At 27.7% G+C, this 20325-nt stretch carries 16 protein-coding genes and 1 pseudogene; 8 read left to right on the top strand and 9 right to left on the bottom strand.

Annotation, left to right across the window (positions count from 1 at the left end; translation table 11 throughout):
* The first annotated feature begins 86 nt into the window (after nt 1-86).
* Nucleotides 87-1373, top strand: coding sequence for an ISL3 family transposase (locus BQ2505_RS01990; RefSeq protein WP_083232296.1), 1287 nt, complete (start codon nt 87-89; stop codon nt 1371-1373).
* A 224-nt stretch (nt 1374-1597) separates the two neighbouring features.
* Here the strand turns inward: BQ2505_RS01990 and mglC are convergent, their stop codons facing one another.
* The 4 genes from mglC to BQ2505_RS01970 all read right to left on the bottom strand — a co-directional run bounded on the left by mglC (nt 1598) and on the right by BQ2505_RS01970 (nt 6694).
* Nucleotides 1598-2617 (bottom strand): galactose/methyl galactoside ABC transporter permease MglC, encoded by a 1020-nt coding sequence (gene mglC / locus BQ2505_RS01985; protein WP_074016131.1) that lies wholly within the window; start codon nt 2615-2617, stop codon nt 1598-1600.
* Nucleotides 2618-2633: 16 nt separating this feature from the next.
* Nucleotides 2634-4136, bottom strand: coding sequence for a galactose/methyl galactoside ABC transporter ATP-binding protein MglA (gene mglA / locus BQ2505_RS01980; protein WP_074016130.1), 1503 nt, complete (start codon nt 4134-4136; stop codon nt 2634-2636).
* An 82-nt stretch (nt 4137-4218) separates the two neighbouring features.
* Complete coding sequence (gene mglB / locus BQ2505_RS01975; protein ID WP_074016129.1) at nt 4219-5232, bottom strand: galactose/glucose ABC transporter substrate-binding protein MglB; 1014 nt, start codon at nt 5230-5232, stop codon at nt 4219-4221.
* A 184-nt stretch (nt 5233-5416) separates the two neighbouring features.
* Complete coding sequence (locus tag BQ2505_RS01970; RefSeq protein ID WP_074016128.1) at nt 5417-6694, bottom strand: ArsB/NhaD family transporter; 1278 nt, start codon at nt 6692-6694, stop codon at nt 5417-5419.
* Nucleotides 6695-6961: 267 nt separating this feature from the next.
* Here BQ2505_RS01970 and BQ2505_RS01965 point away from each other — a divergent pair, with 267 nt between their 5' ends.
* On the top strand, nt 6962-7897 hold the full coding sequence (locus BQ2505_RS01965; RefSeq protein WP_074016127.1) for an NAD(P)H-dependent flavin oxidoreductase: 936 nt from the start codon (nt 6962-6964) through the stop codon (nt 7895-7897).
* Between the two features lie 340 nt (nt 7898-8237).
* Here BQ2505_RS01965 and BQ2505_RS01960 read toward each other — a convergent pair whose 3' ends face one another.
* The 3 genes and pseudogenes from BQ2505_RS01960 to BQ2505_RS01945 form a co-directional block, all read right to left on the bottom strand.
* On the bottom strand, nt 8238-8987 hold the full coding sequence (locus tag BQ2505_RS01960) for a DUF4261 domain-containing protein (RefSeq protein WP_074016126.1): 750 nt from the start codon (nt 8985-8987) through the stop codon (nt 8238-8240).
* Nucleotides 8988-9249: 262 nt separating this feature from the next.
* Nucleotides 9250-11725 (bottom strand): annotated as a pseudogene (locus BQ2505_RS01955) (bifunctional 4-hydroxy-3-methylbut-2-enyl diphosphate reductase/30S ribosomal protein S1).
* Nucleotides 11726-11729: 4 nt separating this feature from the next.
* Nucleotides 11730-11999 (bottom strand): HPr family phosphocarrier protein, encoded by a 270-nt coding sequence (locus tag BQ2505_RS01945; protein ID WP_074016124.1) that lies wholly within the window; start codon nt 11997-11999, stop codon nt 11730-11732.
* Between the two features lie 246 nt (nt 12000-12245).
* Here BQ2505_RS01945 and uppS point away from each other — a divergent pair, with 246 nt between their 5' ends.
* Genes uppS through BQ2505_RS01920 form a run of 5 tightly spaced genes read left to right on the top strand, consistent with a single transcriptional unit; the run spans nt 12246 to nt 16738 of the window.
* Entirely contained in the window at nt 12246-12938 is a 693-nt protein-coding gene (gene uppS / locus BQ2505_RS01940; protein ID WP_074016123.1) for a polyprenyl diphosphate synthase, read from the top strand.
* Entirely contained in the window at nt 12931-13818 is an 888-nt protein-coding gene (locus BQ2505_RS01935; RefSeq protein ID WP_074016122.1) for a phosphatidate cytidylyltransferase, read from the top strand. Before uppS ends, BQ2505_RS01935 begins: the two co-directional genes overlap by 8 nt.
* Nucleotides 13819-13860: 42 nt before the next feature.
* Entirely contained in the window at nt 13861-15045 is a 1185-nt protein-coding gene (locus BQ2505_RS01930) for a 1-deoxy-D-xylulose-5-phosphate reductoisomerase (protein WP_074016121.1), read from the top strand.
* Entirely contained in the window at nt 15033-15707 is a 675-nt protein-coding gene (locus BQ2505_RS01925) for a dTMP kinase (RefSeq protein ID WP_074016120.1), read from the top strand. Before BQ2505_RS01930 ends, BQ2505_RS01925 begins: the two co-directional genes overlap by 13 nt.
* An 8-nt stretch (nt 15708-15715) precedes the next feature.
* Complete coding sequence (locus BQ2505_RS01920) at nt 15716-16738, top strand: M50 family metallopeptidase (protein ID WP_074016119.1); 1023 nt, start codon at nt 15716-15718, stop codon at nt 16736-16738.
* Nucleotides 16739-17017: 279 nt separating this feature from the next.
* Here the strand turns inward: BQ2505_RS01920 and ptsP are convergent, their stop codons facing one another.
* Nucleotides 17018-18739, bottom strand: coding sequence for a phosphoenolpyruvate--protein phosphotransferase (gene ptsP, locus BQ2505_RS01915; protein WP_074016118.1), 1722 nt, complete (start codon nt 18737-18739; stop codon nt 17018-17020).
* Between the two features lie 281 nt (nt 18740-19020).
* Nucleotides 19021-19284 (bottom strand): HPr family phosphocarrier protein, encoded by a 264-nt coding sequence (locus tag BQ2505_RS01910; RefSeq protein ID WP_074016117.1) that lies wholly within the window; start codon nt 19282-19284, stop codon nt 19021-19023.
* A 298-nt stretch (nt 19285-19582) separates the two neighbouring features.
* On the opposite strand from BQ2505_RS01910, the gene BQ2505_RS01905 reads away from it, so the two are divergent.
* The gene (locus BQ2505_RS01905) at nt 19583-20317 is read left to right on the top strand and encodes a DeoR/GlpR family DNA-binding transcription regulator (RefSeq protein WP_074016116.1); all 735 of its coding nucleotides are present in this window, start codon (nt 19583-19585) and stop codon (nt 20315-20317) included.
* The last annotated feature ends 8 nt before the right edge of the window (nt 20318-20325 follow it).

The raw sequence follows: 20325 nt of genomic DNA, 5'->3' as shown, positions 1-20325 counted from the left end.
ATTAATGCCATTTTTTAATAAAAAAAAAATTGAGACAATGAAATTTTCCTGTTAAAATTAAATCGCTCAAAATAACCATAAAGGAAGTGATTTCATTGTCTCCATCTGATTTTATCAAAAATATCTTAAATATTCAAGATAATAATATTTCTTTTCCAGAAGAAAACTATTTTCAAATTATTAAAAAAAACGATTTCTTTATTAAAGTTTTTAAAGGATTTCTTAAATCTAATCACTGTGCTTGTCCACATTGTAACTCTAAAAATATTGTTAAAAATGGTTCAAGAATTCGTAAAGTTAGGTATATTCCTTACCAGAATTACAATATTGAACTTGAGCTTACTATACAAAGGTATATTTGTAAGGATTGTAAAAAAACTTTTTCACCTTCCACTAATGTTGTTAGTAATAATTCTAGTATATCTAATAATCTTAAATATACTATCGCGCTTGAACTTCAAAAAAATATTTCTCTTACATCTATTGCTAAGAGATATAATATTTCCGTCTCTTCTGTGCAAAGAATTATGGATACCTGCTATTCTAATTTTAAAGTTAATAGAGAACATTTACCAGAAACTATTTGTATTGATGAATTTAAATCTGTTAAAAATATTGATGGCGCTATGTCTTTTGTTTTTGCTGACTTTCAAAGTAAGAGCATTATCGATATAGTGGAAGATAGAAGACTTCCTTCTCTTACAGAATATTTTTCTAGATTTTCTTTAAAATCTAAAAATAATGTGAAATATATTTGTATGGATATGTATGCTCCATATATTAGCTTAGTTAAATCTATCTTTCCTAATGGAGAAATAGTTTTAGATAAATTTCATATTGTTAACCTTATTAACAGAGCATTTAATCAAACTAGAATATATATTATGAACTCTATTCAAGATCCTTCTTTAAAAAGAAAATTAAAGAGATTTTGGAAGTTATTATTAAAATATTACCCTGACCTTTGCGAAATAAAATACTACTGTCAAAGTTTTAAGTACAAATTAAGTAGTAAAGATAAAGTAGATTATATTCTTGATAAAATACCTGAATTAGAAATTAATTTTAATATATATCAAGATATTATCCAAGCAATTAAACATAATAATTTTAAAAAATTTGAAGGAATAGTAGAAAAATATCTTGGAAGTAAAGAAAAAATTTCTGAGAAAATGAGAGTTGCTTTAAAAACTCTTAAAAAATATATGGAATATATTAAAAATATGTTTGAAACTAATATTACTAATGGAGTAATAGAAGGTTTAAATAATAAAATTAAATCAATAAAAAGAACTGCATTTGGATATTCAAAATTTAGCAATTTTAAAAAGCGTATATTAATTCAAGAAGGAATTGTTTCAATTAATGCCTAATTTTTTTATGCAATAATGAATTTTAGTAACAATAAAAAAAGAGAATTTTCAAGTTTTTATTCTCAAAAATTCTCTTAATTATGCTAAGTCATAGTCTAAACTTTTTCATCAACACTATTTGACAAATAGCCATTTTTTTTAACAAAAAAAGCTAAGTACAAAATTTTATTTTCTATACTTAGCTTTTTTATTTTTTATAAAAATATTATATAAAATTTAATATTTTATTTTTTCTTAGCATATTTAATTGAGTCAAATGCAACAGCAACAACAATTATAATACCTTTGATTATATATTGCCAATATGGGCTAACTCCTATATATGTAAGTCCATAGTTAATAATTGTTAAAATTATAACTCCTGTTATAACTCCAGAAATTTTACCAACACCACCATAGAAAGATACTCCTCCTATAACACAGGCAGCTATGGCATCCATTTCATACATAAATCCTAAGTTATTTGTTGCTGAACCTATACGACCTGCTTCTAAGAATCCTCCAAAAGCATAATATGCTCCTGATAATGCATATATTCCAACAAGAGTTAAAACAACATTAACTCCTGACACTTTTGCAGCTTCAGGGTTTCCTCCAACAGCAAATACATTTTTACCAAATTTTGTTTTGTTCCATAAAATCCACATAATTAATGTTGCAATAGCAGCATAAATTATTAAGTATGGTACTGTGAAACCAAATAATTGTATACTTCCTTGAGCAAATGTACTATAGCTTTTTACAAAACCTGAAATAGGTGCTGCTCCAGCTTTATCATAATATAAAGAGTTTATACCATAAACTATTGTCATTGTTCCAAGAGTTGCTATAAATGGGTGTACATTTAGTGTAGCAACCACTATACCATTTATACTAGCTATAACAATTCCAACTACAACTACAATAAGAACTGTAGTAAATATTGAAAACTCTCCCAAACTTGGAAATGCTTTATTTACATTCGTTATAGATTGTAATAATGTTCCTGATACAACTGCTGCCAATCCAACTTGTCTTCCTGCTGACAAGTCTGTTCCTTGAGTTACTATAAGTCCAGCAACTCCAAGAGCAATTATTGCTCTTACAGAAGATTGAGTCAATATGTTTTTAAAGTTTCTTATACTTAAGAAACTAGGTTCTTTAACAATTATTGCAATTAGCATACAAAACAATACCAAGTACAATCCACTTTCAATTATTATTTTTTTATAATTTATTTTTCCATCATTAGTACGTGCAAACATTTAAATTTCTCCTTTTCTATAGATATTTAGCAGATAATTCCATTATTTCTTCTTGATTAGTTTCAGATGTTTTTACTATTCCAGCAACTCTACCGTTACTCATTACTAAAATTCTATCTGTAACTCCTAAAAGTTCTGGCATTTCTGATGATATCATTATTATTCCCTTATCTTTTTTTGCAAGGTCTATCATAAGTTGATATATTTCATATTTAGCCAAAACATCTATTCCTCTTGTAGGTTCATCAAGCATTAACACTTCTGGTTCTGTCAACAACCATCTTCCAATAATAACTTTTTGTTGATTTCCCCCTGATAAAGTTCCTATTTTAGTTGTATAAGATGGAGTTTTAACTCTCATACTATCAACTATCCACTTTGTATCTTTTTTTATTTCAGAATTTTTAAGAAGTTTAAATCTATTCTTATATCTGTCTAAGTTAGATATTACAGAGTTAAAAGAAATATCCAACATAGAAAATATTCCCGTACTTCTACGTTCCTCTGTTACAAGAGCAAAACCATTTTTTATTGCTTCATTTGGATCTCTATTTTTTATAGATTTTCCATTTAATATTATTTCTCCATTTTCTTTAGGTCTAATTCCAAAAAGAGTTTCAACAATTTCAGTTCTCTTTGAGCCAACTAAACCTGCTATTCCTAGAATTTCACCTTTATGTAAATCAAAACTTACATCAACTATTGATGGTTGGTTTAATGCAGTTAAATTTTTAACTTCTAATATAAGTTCTTTTACTTCATTATCTTTTTTAGGGAATCTTTCATTTAAATCTCTACCTACCATCATACTGATTATTTGTTCAGTTGAAATATTAGCTACTTCATTAGTTGAAATCCATTTTCCATCTCTTAATATTGTAATTTCATCAGAAATCATTTTTATTTCTTCCATTTTATGAGAAATATAAATTATTCCAACTCCACTATCTTTCAATTTTCTAATAATTCTAAATAGATGCTCAACTTCTTTTTCTGTTAAAGAAGAAGTTGGTTCGTCCATTACTATAACTTTTGATTTATATGATACGGCTTTTGCTATTTCTATCATTTGTCTTTCCGCTATAGGAAGATCTGCTATTTTCTTTCTAGGGTCTACTTTTATGTCTAAATCTTTAAAAATTGCAATAGTGTCATTATACATCTTTTTTTCATCAATAAAAAAGCCTTTCATAGGATATCTTCCAAGCCAAATATTATCAAGAACATTTCTTTGTAAAACTTGGTTTAATTCTTGGTGTACCATAGACACTCCATTTTCAAGAGCTTCTTTTGTTGATTTAAAATTTATTTCATGTCCATCTAATAAAATTTTACCAGTATTTTTTTCATAAATACCAAATAAACATTTCATAAGTGTTGATTTTCCAGCACCATTTTCTCCCATAAGTGCATGAACTGTTCCAGGTCTTAACTTTAATTGAACATTATCTAAAGCCTTAACTCCAGGAAATTCTTTGGATATATTTTCCATTTCCAAAACATATTTTAGATTTTCCATAAATACTCCTATTCCTTATTTTTCTTTTTAAAAAAAGGAGATTGATGTACAATCTCCTTTAAGACTACTATACAATTACTCTTTATTTGAAGTCTGCAACATTAGATTTGTCAATTCCGATACTAGGAATTAAGATGATTTTATTGTCTAATTTAAGATCAGTTCCTTCTGTAGCTTCTTTACCTTCTGCTAAGTTAACAACCATTTTGAAAGTTGCACTTGCTTGTCCTTTAGCATCGTTTAAAACAGTTCCAGCCATTTCTCCTGCTTCTATTTTAACTAGAGCTTCTGGTAATGCGTCAACACCGAATGTTGGTAAAACTTTTCCAGCAGCTTTCATTGATTCGATAGCTCCTAAAGCCATTCCGTCGTTGTTACAAATTACAACTTCTATTTTTGAACCATTAGGTCCTGATAACCAAGCATCCATTTTATCTTTAGCAGTAGCAGTATCCCACATTGCTGTATCTTGGTGTAATTCTTCAGTTTTTAATCCATGTTCATTTAAAGTTTGAACAGAGTATTTTGTTCTAGCAACTGCATCTGGATGTCCAGGTTCTCCTGTTAACATTACATATTGGATAACTCCGTCTCCGTTTAAGTCTAAAGCTGGATTTTCTTTCCATACTTTTTCTATTAATTCTCCTTGTGCCACACCTTGTGCATTAGGGTCAATTCCAACATAGAATAATTTATCATAAGATGCTATAGCTTCATCAGATGGTTTTCTGTTGTAGAATACAACTGGTACATTTTTTTCTTTTAAAAGATTAATGATTCCATCAGCTGCTGATGCATCAACTAAGTTTATTGCAAATGCTTTAACTCCTTTTTCTAAAACTGCTTCTATTTGTTCTTTTTCAGTAGCAACACTGTTTTGTGAATCTATAGAAGTAACTTCTACTGAGTCAGCTTTTGCTGAAGCTTCAGCTTCGAATGCTTTTCTGAATAGAGCTATAAAGTTGTCGTCAAATTTATAAGCTGTTAAACCTATAGAAACTTTTTCACCAGCAGGTGCTTCTTCTTTTTTTTCTCCACATCCTACTAACCCTGCAACAAGTAGAAGAGATCCTAATAAAATTCCCATTTTTTTCATGATAAAAATCCTCCTAAAATAAATTATTAACTACTAAAATTATTTATTAATCTTTTCATAACTCAAATATATAATATATAGTCGATTGTGTCAACACTTTTTGTTTAAAACAAAAAACAAAATTCAATTATACATCACACTGTTTGTTTTTAAAACCTTTTTTTGAATTTAATTTTTTTGTTTTTTATAAATATCTAAGCCAAAGATAAAATGTAGCAACAACTAAGTTTAGAATAGCTATTCTTGCTCCAAATTTCATAAATTTAAAAAAATCTATTTTACAACCTGCCTTAGCTGCTGCAGATATTGCAACCACATTTGTTGCTGACCCTATCATAGTTATACTTCCTCCTAAGCAAGAACCAAATGACAAAGCCCACCAAAATGCTTTTATATTTGAATGTTCTTTAAAAATAGGAATTATTGTATTTATTATTTTTGAAAATGTTGCAGCATTTGCAACATTTCCTAATATTGATGTAAAGACTGAAGAAAGCCAAATAATTGCAACAGTTGCTATCTTAAAGTTTCCTGTTGATATATCTACAATTTTATTTCCTATAAAATTAATTATTCCCAAATTTTCTATACCTTTTATAAGGACAAAAAGTCCTATAAAGAAAAATAGAGTTTCCCATTCAACGCCTTCAAATATTTTTTTAGGCTCTCTTTTTGTTAGAAAAGCAAGAAATATTCCTCCAGATAAAGAAATTACAGACAAACCCGTATTAACAAAATTATTTAAAATAAAACCTATTATTACTACTAGTAAAATAACTAAGGATTCTTTTAATAATTGTTTATCTTTTATTATTCTTTGAGTTTCTAATTCCATAATCTTAGCTTTTAATTCATTTGGAACTTTCATATCCTTTATATATGTAAAGTAAACTACTGTTAATAATATTGTTAAAGCTATTATTGTCATTGGTGCTGTATTAAATAAAAACTCATTAAAATGCAACTTTCCTTCATTTCCTATAATAAGTTGAGTTGGATCTCCTATTAAAGTTGCCATTCCACCTATGTCTGAGGATAAAACTTCAGTCATAACAAAGGGAAAAGGATCGAGTTTTAATTGTTTAGCCAGTAATATAGAAACTGGTGCTAATAGTAAGATTGTTGTAACATTATCTAAAAAAGCTGAACTTGCTGCTGTAACTAGAGATAGTAACACAAGCAATCTAAAAGGTTCTCCTCTAACTAATTTCACTATTTTTATTGCAAACCATTGAAAAACACCTGTTTCAGAAATCAAAGAAACAATTACCATCATTCCAATCAGTAGTAATAGTATCTCTAAACGACTATGTATTGTTTCCAGTATCTCTTCTTCCGTAACTATTCCTAAAAATGCCATCGATAATGCTCCCATCATAGTTGCATAGCAAGAGGGTACTCTTTCAGTAATAATGCAATAAAATACTATAACAAAAATTAAAATTCCTAAAATTAACAACATCGTTATCACTATTCCTTTTAAATCTGCTTAAGATACTATACATAATAATTGAGTATATTCCTTTCCAATTTATATGTCAAATCTTTTGTACTATTTAAAATTTTATTTTTTAAAATAATTCAGTTTTTTATATTATAGAACATTTACTTTATTTTATTTTATCTAAATTTTACTTTATTTTATTTTTTTAAAATATTTCTTGAAAAAAAATAAAAGTGTGCTATAATTATTTCTATAAATAACACTTGTTATTTAAAGGAGGTATTTATGCTTAGAATTGGAAATATTGATATAAAAGTGCCTATTTTCCAAGGTGGTATGGCTATTGGAGTGTCGATGTCTGATCTTGCTGCGTCTGTTAGTAATGCTGGTGGGGTTGGAGTTATAGCCGGAACTGGTCTTTCAAAATCAGATTTATTAGATGAAATTAAAAAAACTAAAGAAAAAATAATTGGTGCTGGGAAAGTTTTAGGTGTAAATATTATGTTTGCTACCACAAATTTTATGGATTTAGTTGATGCTTCCATCGAAGGAGGAGTGCAATTCATAATATTTGGAGCTGGATTTTCAAGAGATATTTTTCAATATGTAAAAGATAAAGGTGTTCAAGCTATTCCAATAGTGTCTTCTTTAAAATTAGCAAAGATTTCTGAAAAATTAGGTGCTCCTGCTGTAATTGTTGAAGGTGGAAATGCTGGAGGACATTTAGGTAGTGAGTTTGATTCTTGGGATATAGTTCCTGAAGTTTCTCATAATATTTCTATACCTGTTATAGGAGCTGGTGGAGTTATGACTCCCGAAGATGGAGAAAGAATGCTTTCATTAGGAGCTCAAGGTATACAAATGGGAAGTCGTTTTGTTGCTTCTAAAGAATGTGGAGTAAGTGAAATATTTAAAGAAATGTATGTTAATGCAAAAGAAGGAGACATAGTAAAAATAATGAGTTCAGCTGGTTTACCTGCTAATGCAATAACTAGCCCATATGTTGAAAAAGTTTTACACGAAACTACTGACTTGCCTAGTCACTGTACTAATTGTTTAAAAAAATGTACTAGAAAGTTTTGTGTCAATGAAAAATTAAGAAAAGCCCACGATGGTGATTTTAACGGAGGTATATTCTTTGCAGGTAGAGATGCTTGGAAAATTAAAGAAATACTTTCTGTAAATGAAATTATGAATACTTTTAAAAAGATATTCAAATAAAATTGCTCCCCAAAACCAAAAAGATTTAATGTATTTAACATTAAATCTCTTTGGTTTTTTTTATTCTAAAAATATAAAACTAAATAGCAAAATTAGTCTCCGACGTCCGTATTACTCTGAAGAGCATTTCGGTGAGCTCGGAAGAGTCATACGGCTGTCAGGAGACTTTATTTTTATTCCTATAGAAACTTATAAAAATTAAATAGTGAGAATTAGTCTCTGACGTCCGTATTAGTTCGAAGAGCCTGTGTTCATTGAGCTCGTAGAACTCATACGGCTGTCAAGAGACTTTATTTTCATTTTCTAGAAAACTATAGAATTAAATAATAAAATTTCTTAATTAAAATCCTAATTTCAAACTTTTCCCTTCAATAGCAACTCCATCAGATTCTGTTATTGATATTTTTTGTTCCTCAGAAAATCCTATTGTTTCTCCATCTTGTAAAATAACATTAGATGTTATTATATAATCTATAATTCCTTGTAACAAATAATATACATCTTCTGGCTTTTGCATACTATCTATTATTTCCATATCCTTCTTTAAAAATTCATTCATTCCATATGTATAAGCACTTACTGTTCCAGGCTTATTAGAGTACATTCCTATAAAAATCATATTTTCAACAGGAAACATCTCTCTATCATCATAATATTTAGTAAAGTCTATATACATTGCAGGATTTAATACCGTTCCTAAAGTATCTATTCCTATACATTCTGGCTCACTAGCTAAAGTAGAAACAATCTTTGTGTAAATCTTACTTGCCTCAACTAAATCTGTAGTTTCAAAAATTGTTAGAGTAACTAAAATATGAGCTATATGCTCTTCAGCTACCTTTACAGCTTCCTTCCATTTAAAATTAGTTTTAGCATCATAAATAGCTTCATCATTAGGAATTTTTGTTGGCATCAAAACAATTCCGGCTATCATTCCATCTATATCAAAAACACAATTAGCATCATCTTCTGTGTTTTCTCCCTCTTCTTTAAGCTTAATTCTCCAATCTTTTTCAAATTTCGCCTTAAATATTTTTTTATTAAATTTTGCTTCATTTAATAAAATAGAACTTATAAAAACACTATTCATTTTTTCCTCCCTTTTCAAAGCTAGTAAAAATAGCTTACTTATTTTTACTATGTTATTTTAAATGTTAAATAAAGTCTCTGACGTCCGTATTAGTTCGAAGAGCCTGTGTTCATTGAGCTCGTAGAACTCATACGGCTGTCAAGAGACTAATTTTCATATTAATTTTATACTTTCTTAATAAATGAAAAAGGAACTCAAAATGATAAAAATCTAATTTATACATTTTTTTGAGTTCCTCCTCATATTATTTAGTCATTAATTACTATTCTTCAGATGAAGAAGTAGAGTATTTTTCTATTTGTTCTCTTTCTTCTCTTTTCTTTTCTTCAAGTTCTATCTTTTTGATAGAAAGTTTAATTTTTTGAGTATCTTTATTTACTTCAACTATTTGAGCTTTAACGATATCCCCTTCTTTAAATTTTTCTTTGATATCTTTTATAAAGTCTTTAGAAGCAAATTGAGTTGGAATAAATCCATCAATTCCTTTTGTAAGTTCTATAAATAATCCAAAGTCAGCAACTGTTTTTATTTTTCTTTCAACAGTTAATCCAACTTTATATTCTTCTAAAGCATGTTCCCAAGGACTTTTTCTTAAAGCTTTAATACTTCCTTTTATTTTCTTTTCTTTTGAATCAAGTTCAGTTATTTTAACTTCAACTTCATCTCCAACTTTAAACTTAGGTACTTCTTCACCTAACCAGTTATAATCTGATACATGAACAAATACATCTACTCCATCAGTAATTTCTGCAAAAATTCCAAATTGTTTCACTTCAACAACTTTTGCTTTAACAACTTGTCCTACTCCAAAAGTTTCTTCTGCATTTTCCCAAGGGTTTGCAACTAATTGTTTTATCCCAAGTTTTAATTTTCTTTCTTCTGGGTGTAATTCAACAATATTTACTTTTATTGTTTCTCCTTCTTTTACATATTCAGAAACATTAACTTTCTTTTTAGTCCAACTAAAATCTGAAATATGAACTAGTCCTTCAACTCCTGTAGCTATTTCAACAAATGCTCCATAGTTTAATACTCTAGTTACAACTCCATCAACAACATCTCCAACTGCAAATTTTTCTGCAACTGTTGACCAAGGATCTATTCCTAACTTTTTGATAGATAATTTTAGATTTCTCTTATCTTCATCTAAAGAAACAACAACAGCTTTTATTTGTTGCCCAACTTTATATTCAGCAGCTAAATTATCTAATCTCTTCCATGATACTTCAGAAATGTGTATAAATCCTTTTACTCCATCAATATCTACTGCTAAACCAAAATCTAAAACTTCAGTAACTGTACAGTCAACAACTTGTCCTTCTCTTAAATTAGAGAAAACTTTTTCTTGAGCTGCTAATTTAATATCTTTTACAGAGTATGTTATCTTTTTGTTTCTCTTTGAATCTTCTTTTATATCTTTAACTATAACAGAAACTTTTTTTCCATTAACTTTTTCTTCTTTTTCTGATATTTCAGATAAAGAATTTGGTAAGAATCCTTGATGGAATAATGCTTGAACTATATATCCACCTTTTATTCTCTTAACAATTTCTCCTTCTAAAACAGTTTTGTTTTTGAAAGATTCTTCAATTTTACTCCAGTTCTTTTCAACTTCAATTTTTCTTCTTGATGCATTAATATATTCTTGGTCATCGTCTTCTTCACTAATATTAGTTATTAAAACTTCAACAACATCTCCAACTTTATATCCTTTTAATTCTTCTGTTCTTACTCTTACAGCTGTTCTTTCTCCTGGAACATCAAGATACGAAAAGTTTTGGTCCATAGACTCTATAGTCCCTTCTACTCTCTTTTCTTGATTTGGTAAATAATCTTCTAGCATAGCTAGGAAGTCATCGTGGTTTTCATTTACATTAGGCATTATATGTCCCCCTTATTTTATTTTCTATTTTTTTTATTGTTTCTTCTGGTGTTGACGCTCCAGCAGTTATTCCTATAATTTTTTTGTCTTTTATTATAGAAAGATCTAATTGCTGTTCATCTTCCACTAAATAACTATTATTGTTTATTTTTTTAGATATTTCTAATAGTTTCTTAGTGTTAGAACTTTTTGTATCTCCAACGATTATCATAAGATCTACTTTTGGTGCTAAATCTTCTACAGCTTTTTGTCTAACTGAAGTAGCTCCACAAATTTTATCAAAAATAATTACATTGGAATACTTTTCTTTGAAATATTTTTTTACTTCTTCAAATTTTTGTTTATTTAAAGTTGTCTGTGTAGAAAGTAAATAAGTTTTCTCTTTCAAAATCTCTATTTTTTTTGCTTCTTCAAAGGTTTCAAATATTTGAATATCATCAGCAAAAGAAATTATTCCTTTTACTTCAGGGTGATTTTTATCTCCCATAAACAAAATACCATAACCCTTTTCAGTTGCAATTTCAATTTCTTGTCTTATTTTGTCAACAAAAATACAGGTAGCATCAAAAATTTTTACTTTTTTCCTTTTTAATTTCTCGTGTATTTCTTTTGATGTCCCATGAGCCCTTATTACAACAATATCATTTTCTTTTAAATTATTATCATCATTAAGAACTTCTTCTTCTGTTATAATCTCAAAACCTTTTTGTATCATATCATTTACAACTTGTTTATTATGTACAAGCATACCTAATATATACTTTTTCCCTTTTTCTTTTTCTAAAGAATTACAAATATTTATTGCTTCTAAAACTCCAAAACAAAAACCCATATGTTTTGCTCTTAAAATTTCAATTTGATTATTCTTCATTAAATTTTTTAACCTCAATTAAATCTACTAACTCTTTTAACATTTCATCTTCATCTGGTCCATTAGCTATAAGTTCTAATTCTCTACCTTCTTCAGCTGCTAAAAGCATAAGTCCCATTATACTTTTCCCATTAACAACTTCATCTTCTGATTTTACAGTAATATCAGAATCGTAGCTAGTAACTAATTTTACAAATAATGACGATGGTCTAGCATGTAAACCTTTTTTGTTTTTTATATGTACTTTTACTGATTTCATTAGTTCTCCTTTTTATAAGGGCAATAAAATTTATTCTATATTATACCAAAAAATTAGATTATTTTATAGTATTTTTTTATTAAATTAGTAAAAATTTTTATAAACCACTTTTACAGTATATTTTATACCACATATTTCAAATAAAAAACAATGATTTTTTTCACATAAATGCAACACTTAAAATTCTGATTAACAAAAAACTAAGTCTGTGTTAAAATGGTATAGTTAATCTAATGAGGTGATGAAATGGAAAAAAATATTCCTAATCATGTTGCTATAATAATGGATGGTAACGGAAGATGGGCAAAGAAAAGAGGACTTGCAAGAAGTTTTGGACACATGGAAGGTGCAAAATCTTTAAGAAAAGCGTTAGAATATTTTATTGAAATTGGAGTAAAATATTTAACTGTTTATGCTTTTTCAACTGAAAATTGGAATAGATCTGAAGATGAAGTTTCAACTCTTATGAACTTATTTTTAAAATATATAAAATCTGAAAGAAAAAATATGATGAAAAATGGAATAAGATTTTATGTTTCAGGTAGAAAAAATAATATTCCTAAAAATTTATCCGAAGAAATTGATAGATTACAAGAAGATACTAAAACTAATAATAAAATTACTTTAAATATTGCTTTTAATTATGGAGGTAGAGCTGAAATAATTGATGCCATAAAAAAAATGTCAAATGCTGATATAGAAAATTTAGATGAAAATAATTTTTCTCAATTTTTATATAATGATTTTCCAGATCCAGACCTTGTTATAAGAACAAGTGGAGAATTTAGAATTTCTAATTTTCTACTTTGGCAAATAGCTTATTCAGAATTTTATGTTACAGATACCTTATGGCCAGACTTTGATAAAACTGAAATAGATAAGGCAATAGATAGTTATAACAAAAGAGATAGAAGATTTGGAGGAGTAAAAAATGTTTAAATGGAATAGAATATTAGTTGTTCTAATAGGTGTACCTTTACTATTGTTTGTATATATGGGAGAAACTTTCTTTGATATAGACCTTTATGCTATACCAATGCTAATATTTACAAACTTAGTTGTTGGAATTGGAACTTATGAATTTTATAAAATGATAAAAATTTCAGGGAGAGAAGTTTATGATAAATTTGGAATTTTCGTTTCTTTAATTATTCCAAATTTAATATATTTTTCAAATATGTTTTTAACAACTAATTTTGGTACAGTAGAGTCTCTTATTCTTATTTTGATATTTACTATCATAATTATGTTAATTCATAGAATATTTAAAAATCAAATAAAGGGTACACTAGAAAAAATTTCTTTGACTATACTAGGAATAGTTTATGTTTCTATGTTTTTTTCACAAATAATAAATTTATATTTTATAGAGCCTGCTATTCCTTTATTTTTACAAGCTTTGGTGTGGATGTCTGATACATCAGCCGGTATTATTGGTGTTAGTATTGGAAGAAAGTTTTTCAAAAATGGCTTTACAGAAATAAGTCCTAAAAAATCTGTTGAGGGTGCTATTGGTTCCTTAATTTTTACAGGATTACTTGCAGCATTCTTACCATTTTTTACAAATTTCATTTATTTTATGGATACTAAAGATATTATTTTATTTTTCATAATAGGTGTCTTTATATCTTTTATTTCTCAAATCGGAGATTTGGTTGAATCATTATTTAAAAGAGAATGTGGAGTTAAAGATTCTGGTACAATACTTATGGGACATGGTGGAATTTTAGATAGATTTGATAGTATGATTTTAGTCTTGCCAGTATCTATTATGCTTTTCTATATTCTAAATATTGTTTTTCTATTCTATTTAAATTAAAAAATAAATTTAAGAACAAAACAAAAATAGGAGTAAATTTATATGAAAAAGATTTTTATACTAGGTTCTACTGGAAGCATAGGTCAAAATGCCTTAGAACTTATAAGAAATAATAGAGATAAGTATAAGGTAGTTGGTTTAAGTGGATATAAAAATATAGAATTACTAAAAGAGCAAATAAAAGAGTTTGAGCCTAGTTACATATATATAGCCGATAAAAATATGGCCGACACTATTATACAAGAGTTTGATTGTTTAAAATGTGTAGCTTCTGAAAATAATGGACTTGCTGATTTAGCTAAAAATATGGACTACGATATTATTCTTACAGCTGTCAGTGGTGCTATTGGAATTGATGCAACAGTTGAAGCAATAAAAAGAAATAAGATAATTGCTCTTGCAAACAAAGAAACTATGGTTGCTGCTGGAACATGTATCAACGCTCTATTAAGACTACACCCTGAAGCTAAAATTATACCTGTTGATAGTGAACATTCAGCTATATTTCAGTCTTTGCAAGGCTTCAGAAAAGAAGATGTAAACAAAATTATTATTACTGCCAGTGGTGGAACTTTTAGAGGTAAAAAAACAGAAGACTTGACAAAAATAACTGTTAAAGAAGCTCTAAAACACCCAAATTGGTCTATGGGCAAAAAGATTACTATAGATTCATCAACACTTGTAAATAAAGGACTTGAAGTTATAGAAGCTCACGAACTTTTTAATGTTGATTATGATAATATTGAAGTTGTTGTTCACCCACAAAGTGTTGTTCATTCAATGGTTGAATATAAAGATGGAAGTGTTATTGCTCAAATGGGCATACCTGATATGAAAACACCTATACTGTATTCATTTACTTATCCTGAAAAAGAGTTTAATACTTCCATAGGCTTTTTAGACTTTAGAAAATTTTCTAATTTAACTTTTGAAGAGCCGGATAGAGAAACTTTTAAGGGAATTAATCTAGCATATAAAGCTGGAAAAATCGGTGGAACTATGCCTGCTGTTTTTAATGCTGCTAATGAAGTTGCCGTTGAATTATTTTTAAATGAAAAAATAAAATTTTTAGATATTTATAAAATAATTGAAGAAGCCATGAATGAACATGAAACTATAAATTTCACAGCTAATAATACTTTAGAAGAAATAGAAAACAACTTGACTACAATAAAATTTGTAGATAAAACAACCAGAGATAAGGTGAGAAAAAAATGGGAAAAATAATCGTTATTGAAGGAACAGACTCTAGTGGAAAAGAAACTCAAACTAATTTATTATATGAGAGAATTAAAAAAATATATGATAAAACTATAAAAATTTCTTTTCCAAATTATGATAGTCCTGCTTGTGAGCCTGTAAAAATGTATTTAGCTGGTGCTTTTGGTAATGATGCAACTAAAGTAAATCCTTATCCAGTATCAACTATGTATGCAATTGATAGATATGCTTCTTTTAAGCAATATTGGGAAAAAATGTATAACGATGACTATATTATTATTACAGATAGATATGTTACTTCAAATATGATTCATCAAGCCTCAAAATTGGAAAATAATGATGAGAAAAATATATATCTTAACTGGTTAGAGGATTTAGAGTATGATAAAAACAATATCCCTAGACCTGATGTTGTTGTTTTTCTAAATATGCCTGTTGAAACTGCTAAAGAATTGATGGAAAAAAGAAAAAATAAAATTGACAACTCAGATAAAAAAGATATACACGAAGTTAATATAGAATACTTAAAAAAATCTCATTCAAATGCCACTGAAATAGCTAAAAAATATAAATGGCTTGAAATCAAATGTGTTGAAAATAATATCTTGAAAAGTATTGAAGATATAAGTGATGAAATTTTTAAAAACATAGAAAGTTTTTTAGAATAGGAGGATAAATGGTATTTTTAATAGCATTAATTATGCTAAGTCTAATTATTTTTGTACACGAATTAGGGCATTTTTTAGCTGCTAAATTTTTTAAAATTCCTGTTAGTGAATTTGCAATAGGAATGGGACCACAAGTTTTTTCTTGTGATACAGAAAAAACTATGTATTCGTTTAGAGCTATTCCCATTGGAGGATATGTTAATATTGAGGGAATGGAAATAGACCACGAGGTTGAGAATGGATTCAATACAAAACCTGCTTATCAAAGATTTATTGTTCTCTTCGGTGGTGTTTTTATGAATTTTCTGAGTGCCTTTATTATATTACTTCTAACTTTTAAAATGGTTGGGATTAGCGAATATAGTTCAGAAGCTATTGTAGGAAAATTAAATACTGACAAAGTAAATGAAAGCCTACTTCAAATTGATGATAAAATTTTAGAAATAAATGGAAAAAAAATTAATAATTGGAATGAGATTTCTCAAGGATTAAAAGGTTTTACAGACAAAGATGATATAACTGTAATGGTCGAAAGAAAAGGAAATACAGAAAGTTTAAACTTAAAATTAACTCATGATAAAGAAACAGACAGATATTTATTAGGAATATCTCCAAAAATCGAAACAAAAAAAGTAAATTTTGTTGATAGCTTAGTTTTAGCTAAAGACTCTTTTATTAGAGCTTTTAAAGATACCTTAAATGGATTTTTTATTTTATTTCAAGGAAAAGTGAAAATGGAAAATTTAAGTGGTCCTGTTGGTATTATAAAAGTAGTTGGAGAAATGGCTAGATTTGGTTGGCTACCTCTTGCAAATCTTGCAGTGATGTTGTCCATAAATATTGGAATTTTAAATTTACTACCCTTTCCAGCACTTGATGGAGGAAGAATAATTTTTGTTTTATTAGAACTTGTTGGAATAAAACTTAATAAAAAATGGGAAGAAAATCTTCATAAAGGTGGAATGTTTTTATTGTTATTTGCTATTGTTTTAATAAGTGCTCACGATATATTTAAAATTTTTCTTTCTTAAATAAAAATGTTGTATTACTAAATGGTGTTGATGGAAAAAATTCTGTTAATGCCATTTTTTTATAAATAAAGTCTCTGGACAGCCGTATGAGTTCTACGAGCTCAATGAACACAGGCTCTTCGAACTAATACGGACGTCAGAGACTAATTTTTTCTATTTATTTTTATACTTTCCTGTAGAATAAAAAATAGTCTCCTATGATATCTAATATACTACCATAGAAGACTATAGTTTAAAATATTTACAGACTTTTTCACATTCTCAAGCTTTTCTATTATGTTATAATTTTGATATAAATTCCTTTACTAATTTCTTAATTTCTTCTGCTGTTGAAAGTTCCAAAGCATCTTCAACTAATTTTTCACAATCAGCTTTTGTTAATTTCATCATAATTTTCTTTACTTTAGGTATTGAAATTCCTGACATAGAAAATGAATCAAGTCCCATTCCAAATAATAAAGGAACAGCATTTTCATCTCCTGCAAACTCTCCACACATAGAAATATTTATTCCTCCAGCATGAGCTCCATCTATAAGCATTTTTATAGCTTGTAAAACTGCCGGATTGTAAGTATCATATAAGTTTGCAATTTGCTCATTTCCTCTATCTACTGCTAAAGTATACTGAGTTAAATCATTGGTTCCTATAGAGAAGAAATCACATTCTCTTGAAAAATATTTAGCTCTAAATGCAACAGCTGGCGTTTCAACCATTATTCCAAGCATAATATTTTCATCAAATTCTATTCCTTTTTCTCTTAACTCTGCTTTACATTCTTCTAATATTTTTTTAGCTTTTCTAACTTCCTCTATGTCAATTATCATAGGTAACATTATTTTAATCTTACCATATTTTGACGCTCTTAGAAGGGCTTTAAATTGAGTTCTTAATATTTCTTGTCTGTCTAAACAAACTCTTATTGCTCTCCAACCTAAAAATGGATTTTCTTCTTTTGGTAATTCCATATAAGGTAAAGATTTATCTCCACCTATATCCATAGTTCTTATAGTAACTGGGTATCCAGCTAATTCTTCTGCAACTATTTTATATGCCTCAAATTGTTCATCTTCTGTTGGGAAACTGTCTTTATCCATAAATAAAAATTCTGTTCTGTATAATCCCACTCCAAAACCACCATTTGATATAATTCCCTTAACATCTTTTGGTGAACCAATATTTCCCCAAACATCTACTTTATAACCATCTTTAGATATAGCTTCTTTTTCTCTTAAAACTTTTAATTCTTCTTTTTCTCTTAAAACTTTTTCTCTTTTTTCAGAATATAACTTCAAAGTTTCTTCGTTTGGATCTACTATAACTTCTCCTTTTATAGCGTCAACTATTATAGTTTGTTCAGCTTGTAAAGTATCTAATATTGCTCCTACACCAACTACAGCTGGTAACTCTAAAGATCTTGCCATTATTGATGAGTGAGCAGTTTTCCCACCTATTTCTGTTACAAATGCAAGTACATTATCCAAATTTATTTGAGCTGTATCAGATGGGTTTAATTCTTTAGCAACGATAATTGTTTCCGGTTGTAATTTTGAAAGGTCTACTATTTCTTGATTAGCAACTCCATAAAGCCATCTTTTCCCTATATCTCTTAAATCTCCAGCTCTTTCTTTAAAATAAGCATCTTCTAAATTTCCAAGCATTGTAGCATACTCATCAATAGCTTCGTTCAATGCAAATTCTGCTGTATAGTTATTTTCAGAAATTTTAGAATCTATTTCAGAAAAAAGTTCTTCATCTTCTAAAAGCGTTATATGTCCTTCAAATATATCAGCTTTATCTTTACCTAATTTAACAAGTGTATTTTCTTTTATTTCTTCAAGTTGAGCTTTTGCAATTTCTCTTCCCTTTATAAGTCTAGCTATTTCTTCTTCTTTAGTTAACTTTGATTTCTCAAAAATTTCAAAATTACTATCTTTATAAAGAAATACTTTTCCAATTGCAATTCCTGGAGAAGCAGCAATTCCTGTTATTATTCTATTCATTTTACTCTCCTATTTCTATAATATAAATAATTATATTTTTTGATTTATGCTTCAAATAAATTCTCTTCCGACTAATCCGGACATCAGAGACTAGTTTTTATTATTTAATCTATGCTTTGTTTATAAATAAGGTCTCTTGACAGCCGTATGAGTTCTACGAGCTCAATAAACACAGGCTCTTCGAACTAATACGGACGTCAGAGACTAGTTTTCATTATTTATTTTTACACTTTCCTATAGACTAAAAAAAGGAGGAAGTTTAACTCTTCCTCCACATAAAATTAGTCTTTTAAGTTTGCAAGAAGAGATGACAACTTTTCAACTGCATCTTTTTCATCAGTTCCATCTGCATACACAGTTATCTTGCTTCCTTTCTTTATTCCTAATGAAAGTAATTTTAATAAAGATGTTCCACTAACTTTATTACCAGCTTCATTTTCTACTGAAATTTGTGATTCAAAAGTTTTGGCTAAACTCACAAATTCATTTCCTGGTCTTGTATGTAATCCAGTTTCATTTACTATTTCTACAGTTCTACTAATCATTTCATCAGTCCTTTCATATATTTTATATTTATTAATTTTTTTATTTTATACTATAAGAGTAATATTTTTTTCCTTTTTTGTCAATAATTATTTGTGATTAAAATATTATCTTTATACTATCAATTTTTGATTTATTTCAAACTAGACTATTTTTCTTTCTTTTCTTATACTTTAAATATTTTTTTATTTTTTTGGATTTTTTGAAAGAAAATGATTGAAAATGATTGAAGATGATTGTATAATATTTATACAATTTATAACTACATTAAATTAATTAAACTAAAAAGGAAATTATGATATGTTGTTTGAAGACAGAATTTTAGAAATTTTAAAAATTATTCAAGAAAATGGTAGTATTGAAAACTCAGAACTTTTAAAAGTACTAAATATTAGTGAAGCAACTTTGAGAAGAGATTTAACTTATCTTGAAAAAGAAAATAAGATTAAAAGAGTTAGAGGAGGAGCTATTGCTAATAACATTGTTAAAAATGAAATATCTATAAAAGAAAAAATCAATAACCAAGAAAGTAAAAGAAAAATAGCTAAAATTGCAGAACAATTTATTTCAAATGGAGATTACATTTATCTTGATGCTGGAACAACTACTTATGAGCTTATAGATTATATGAAAGATAAGAATGTAAAAGTAGTTACCAATGGTATTAGTAATCTTGAAAAACTAATCAGTAATAATATAGAAACATATATTATCGGTGGTCGTGTAAAAGAAAAAACTTTGGCTATTGTGGGAACTAAAGCACTTAGAGATTTGTCTGAATTTTCATTTGACAAAGCCTTTATAGGAATTAATGGCATTAATGAAAATGGATTTTCAACTCACGATGTTGAAGAAGCTATTTTAAAAAGACAGGCTATAAATAATTCTAATAAAGTATATATTTTAGCTGACCATTCAAAATTTGATATGGCTTATTTTTCAAATGTAGCTAAATTAGAAGAAGCAACAATTATTACAGATAAAAAAGAAATTAATCCAAAAATTAAAAAACGAACAAAAATAATAAATGAATAGGAGTATGA

It is taken from the genome of Fusobacterium massiliense, assembly GCF_900095705.1.
GTDB lineage: Bacteria > Fusobacteriota > Fusobacteriia > Fusobacteriales > Fusobacteriaceae > Fusobacterium > Fusobacterium massiliense.
The sequence above is the reverse complement of the archived record's forward strand: the minus strand, read 5'-3'. Positions and strand labels throughout refer to the sequence as shown.

Excerpts from the sequence above, each read along its gene's own strand:
- mglC (WP_074016131.1), bottom strand. The coding sequence starts at position 2,617 with ATGTTTGCACGTACTAATGATGGAAAAATAAATTATAAAAAAATAATA.
- mglA (WP_074016130.1), bottom strand. The coding sequence starts at position 4,136 with ATGGAAAATCTAAAATATGTTTTGGAAATGGAAAATATATCCAAAGAA.
- mglB (WP_074016129.1), bottom strand. The coding sequence starts at position 5,232 with ATGAAAAAAATGGGAATTTTATTAGGATCTCTTCTACTTGTTGCAGGG.
- BQ2505_RS01970 (WP_074016128.1), bottom strand. The coding sequence starts at position 6,694 with ATGTTGTTAATTTTAGGAATTTTAATTTTTGTTATAGTATTTTATTGC.
- BQ2505_RS01965 (WP_074016127.1), top strand. The coding sequence starts at position 6,962 with ATGCTTAGAATTGGAAATATTGATATAAAAGTGCCTATTTTCCAAGGT.
- BQ2505_RS01960 (WP_074016126.1), bottom strand. The coding sequence starts at position 8,987 with ATGAATAGTGTTTTTATAAGTTCTATTTTATTAAATGAAGCAAAATTT.
- BQ2505_RS01945 (WP_074016124.1), bottom strand. The coding sequence starts at position 11,999 with ATGAAATCAGTAAAAGTACATATAAAAAACAAAAAAGGTTTACATGCT.
- uppS (WP_074016123.1), top strand. The coding sequence starts at position 12,246 with ATGGAAAAAAATATTCCTAATCATGTTGCTATAATAATGGATGGTAAC.
- BQ2505_RS01935 (WP_074016122.1), top strand. The coding sequence starts at position 12,931 with ATGTTTAAATGGAATAGAATATTAGTTGTTCTAATAGGTGTACCTTTA.
- BQ2505_RS01930 (WP_074016121.1), top strand. The coding sequence starts at position 13,861 with ATGAAAAAGATTTTTATACTAGGTTCTACTGGAAGCATAGGTCAAAAT.
- BQ2505_RS01925 (WP_074016120.1), top strand. The coding sequence starts at position 15,033 with ATGGGAAAAATAATCGTTATTGAAGGAACAGACTCTAGTGGAAAAGAA.
- BQ2505_RS01920 (WP_074016119.1), top strand. The coding sequence starts at position 15,716 with ATGGTATTTTTAATAGCATTAATTATGCTAAGTCTAATTATTTTTGTA.
- ptsP (WP_074016118.1), bottom strand. The coding sequence starts at position 18,739 with ATGAATAGAATAATAACAGGAATTGCTGCTTCTCCAGGAATTGCAATT.
- BQ2505_RS01910 (WP_074016117.1), bottom strand. The coding sequence starts at position 19,284 with ATGATTAGTAGAACTGTAGAAATAGTAAATGAAACTGGATTACATACA.
- BQ2505_RS01905 (WP_074016116.1), top strand. The coding sequence starts at position 19,583 with ATGTTGTTTGAAGACAGAATTTTAGAAATTTTAAAAATTATTCAAGAA.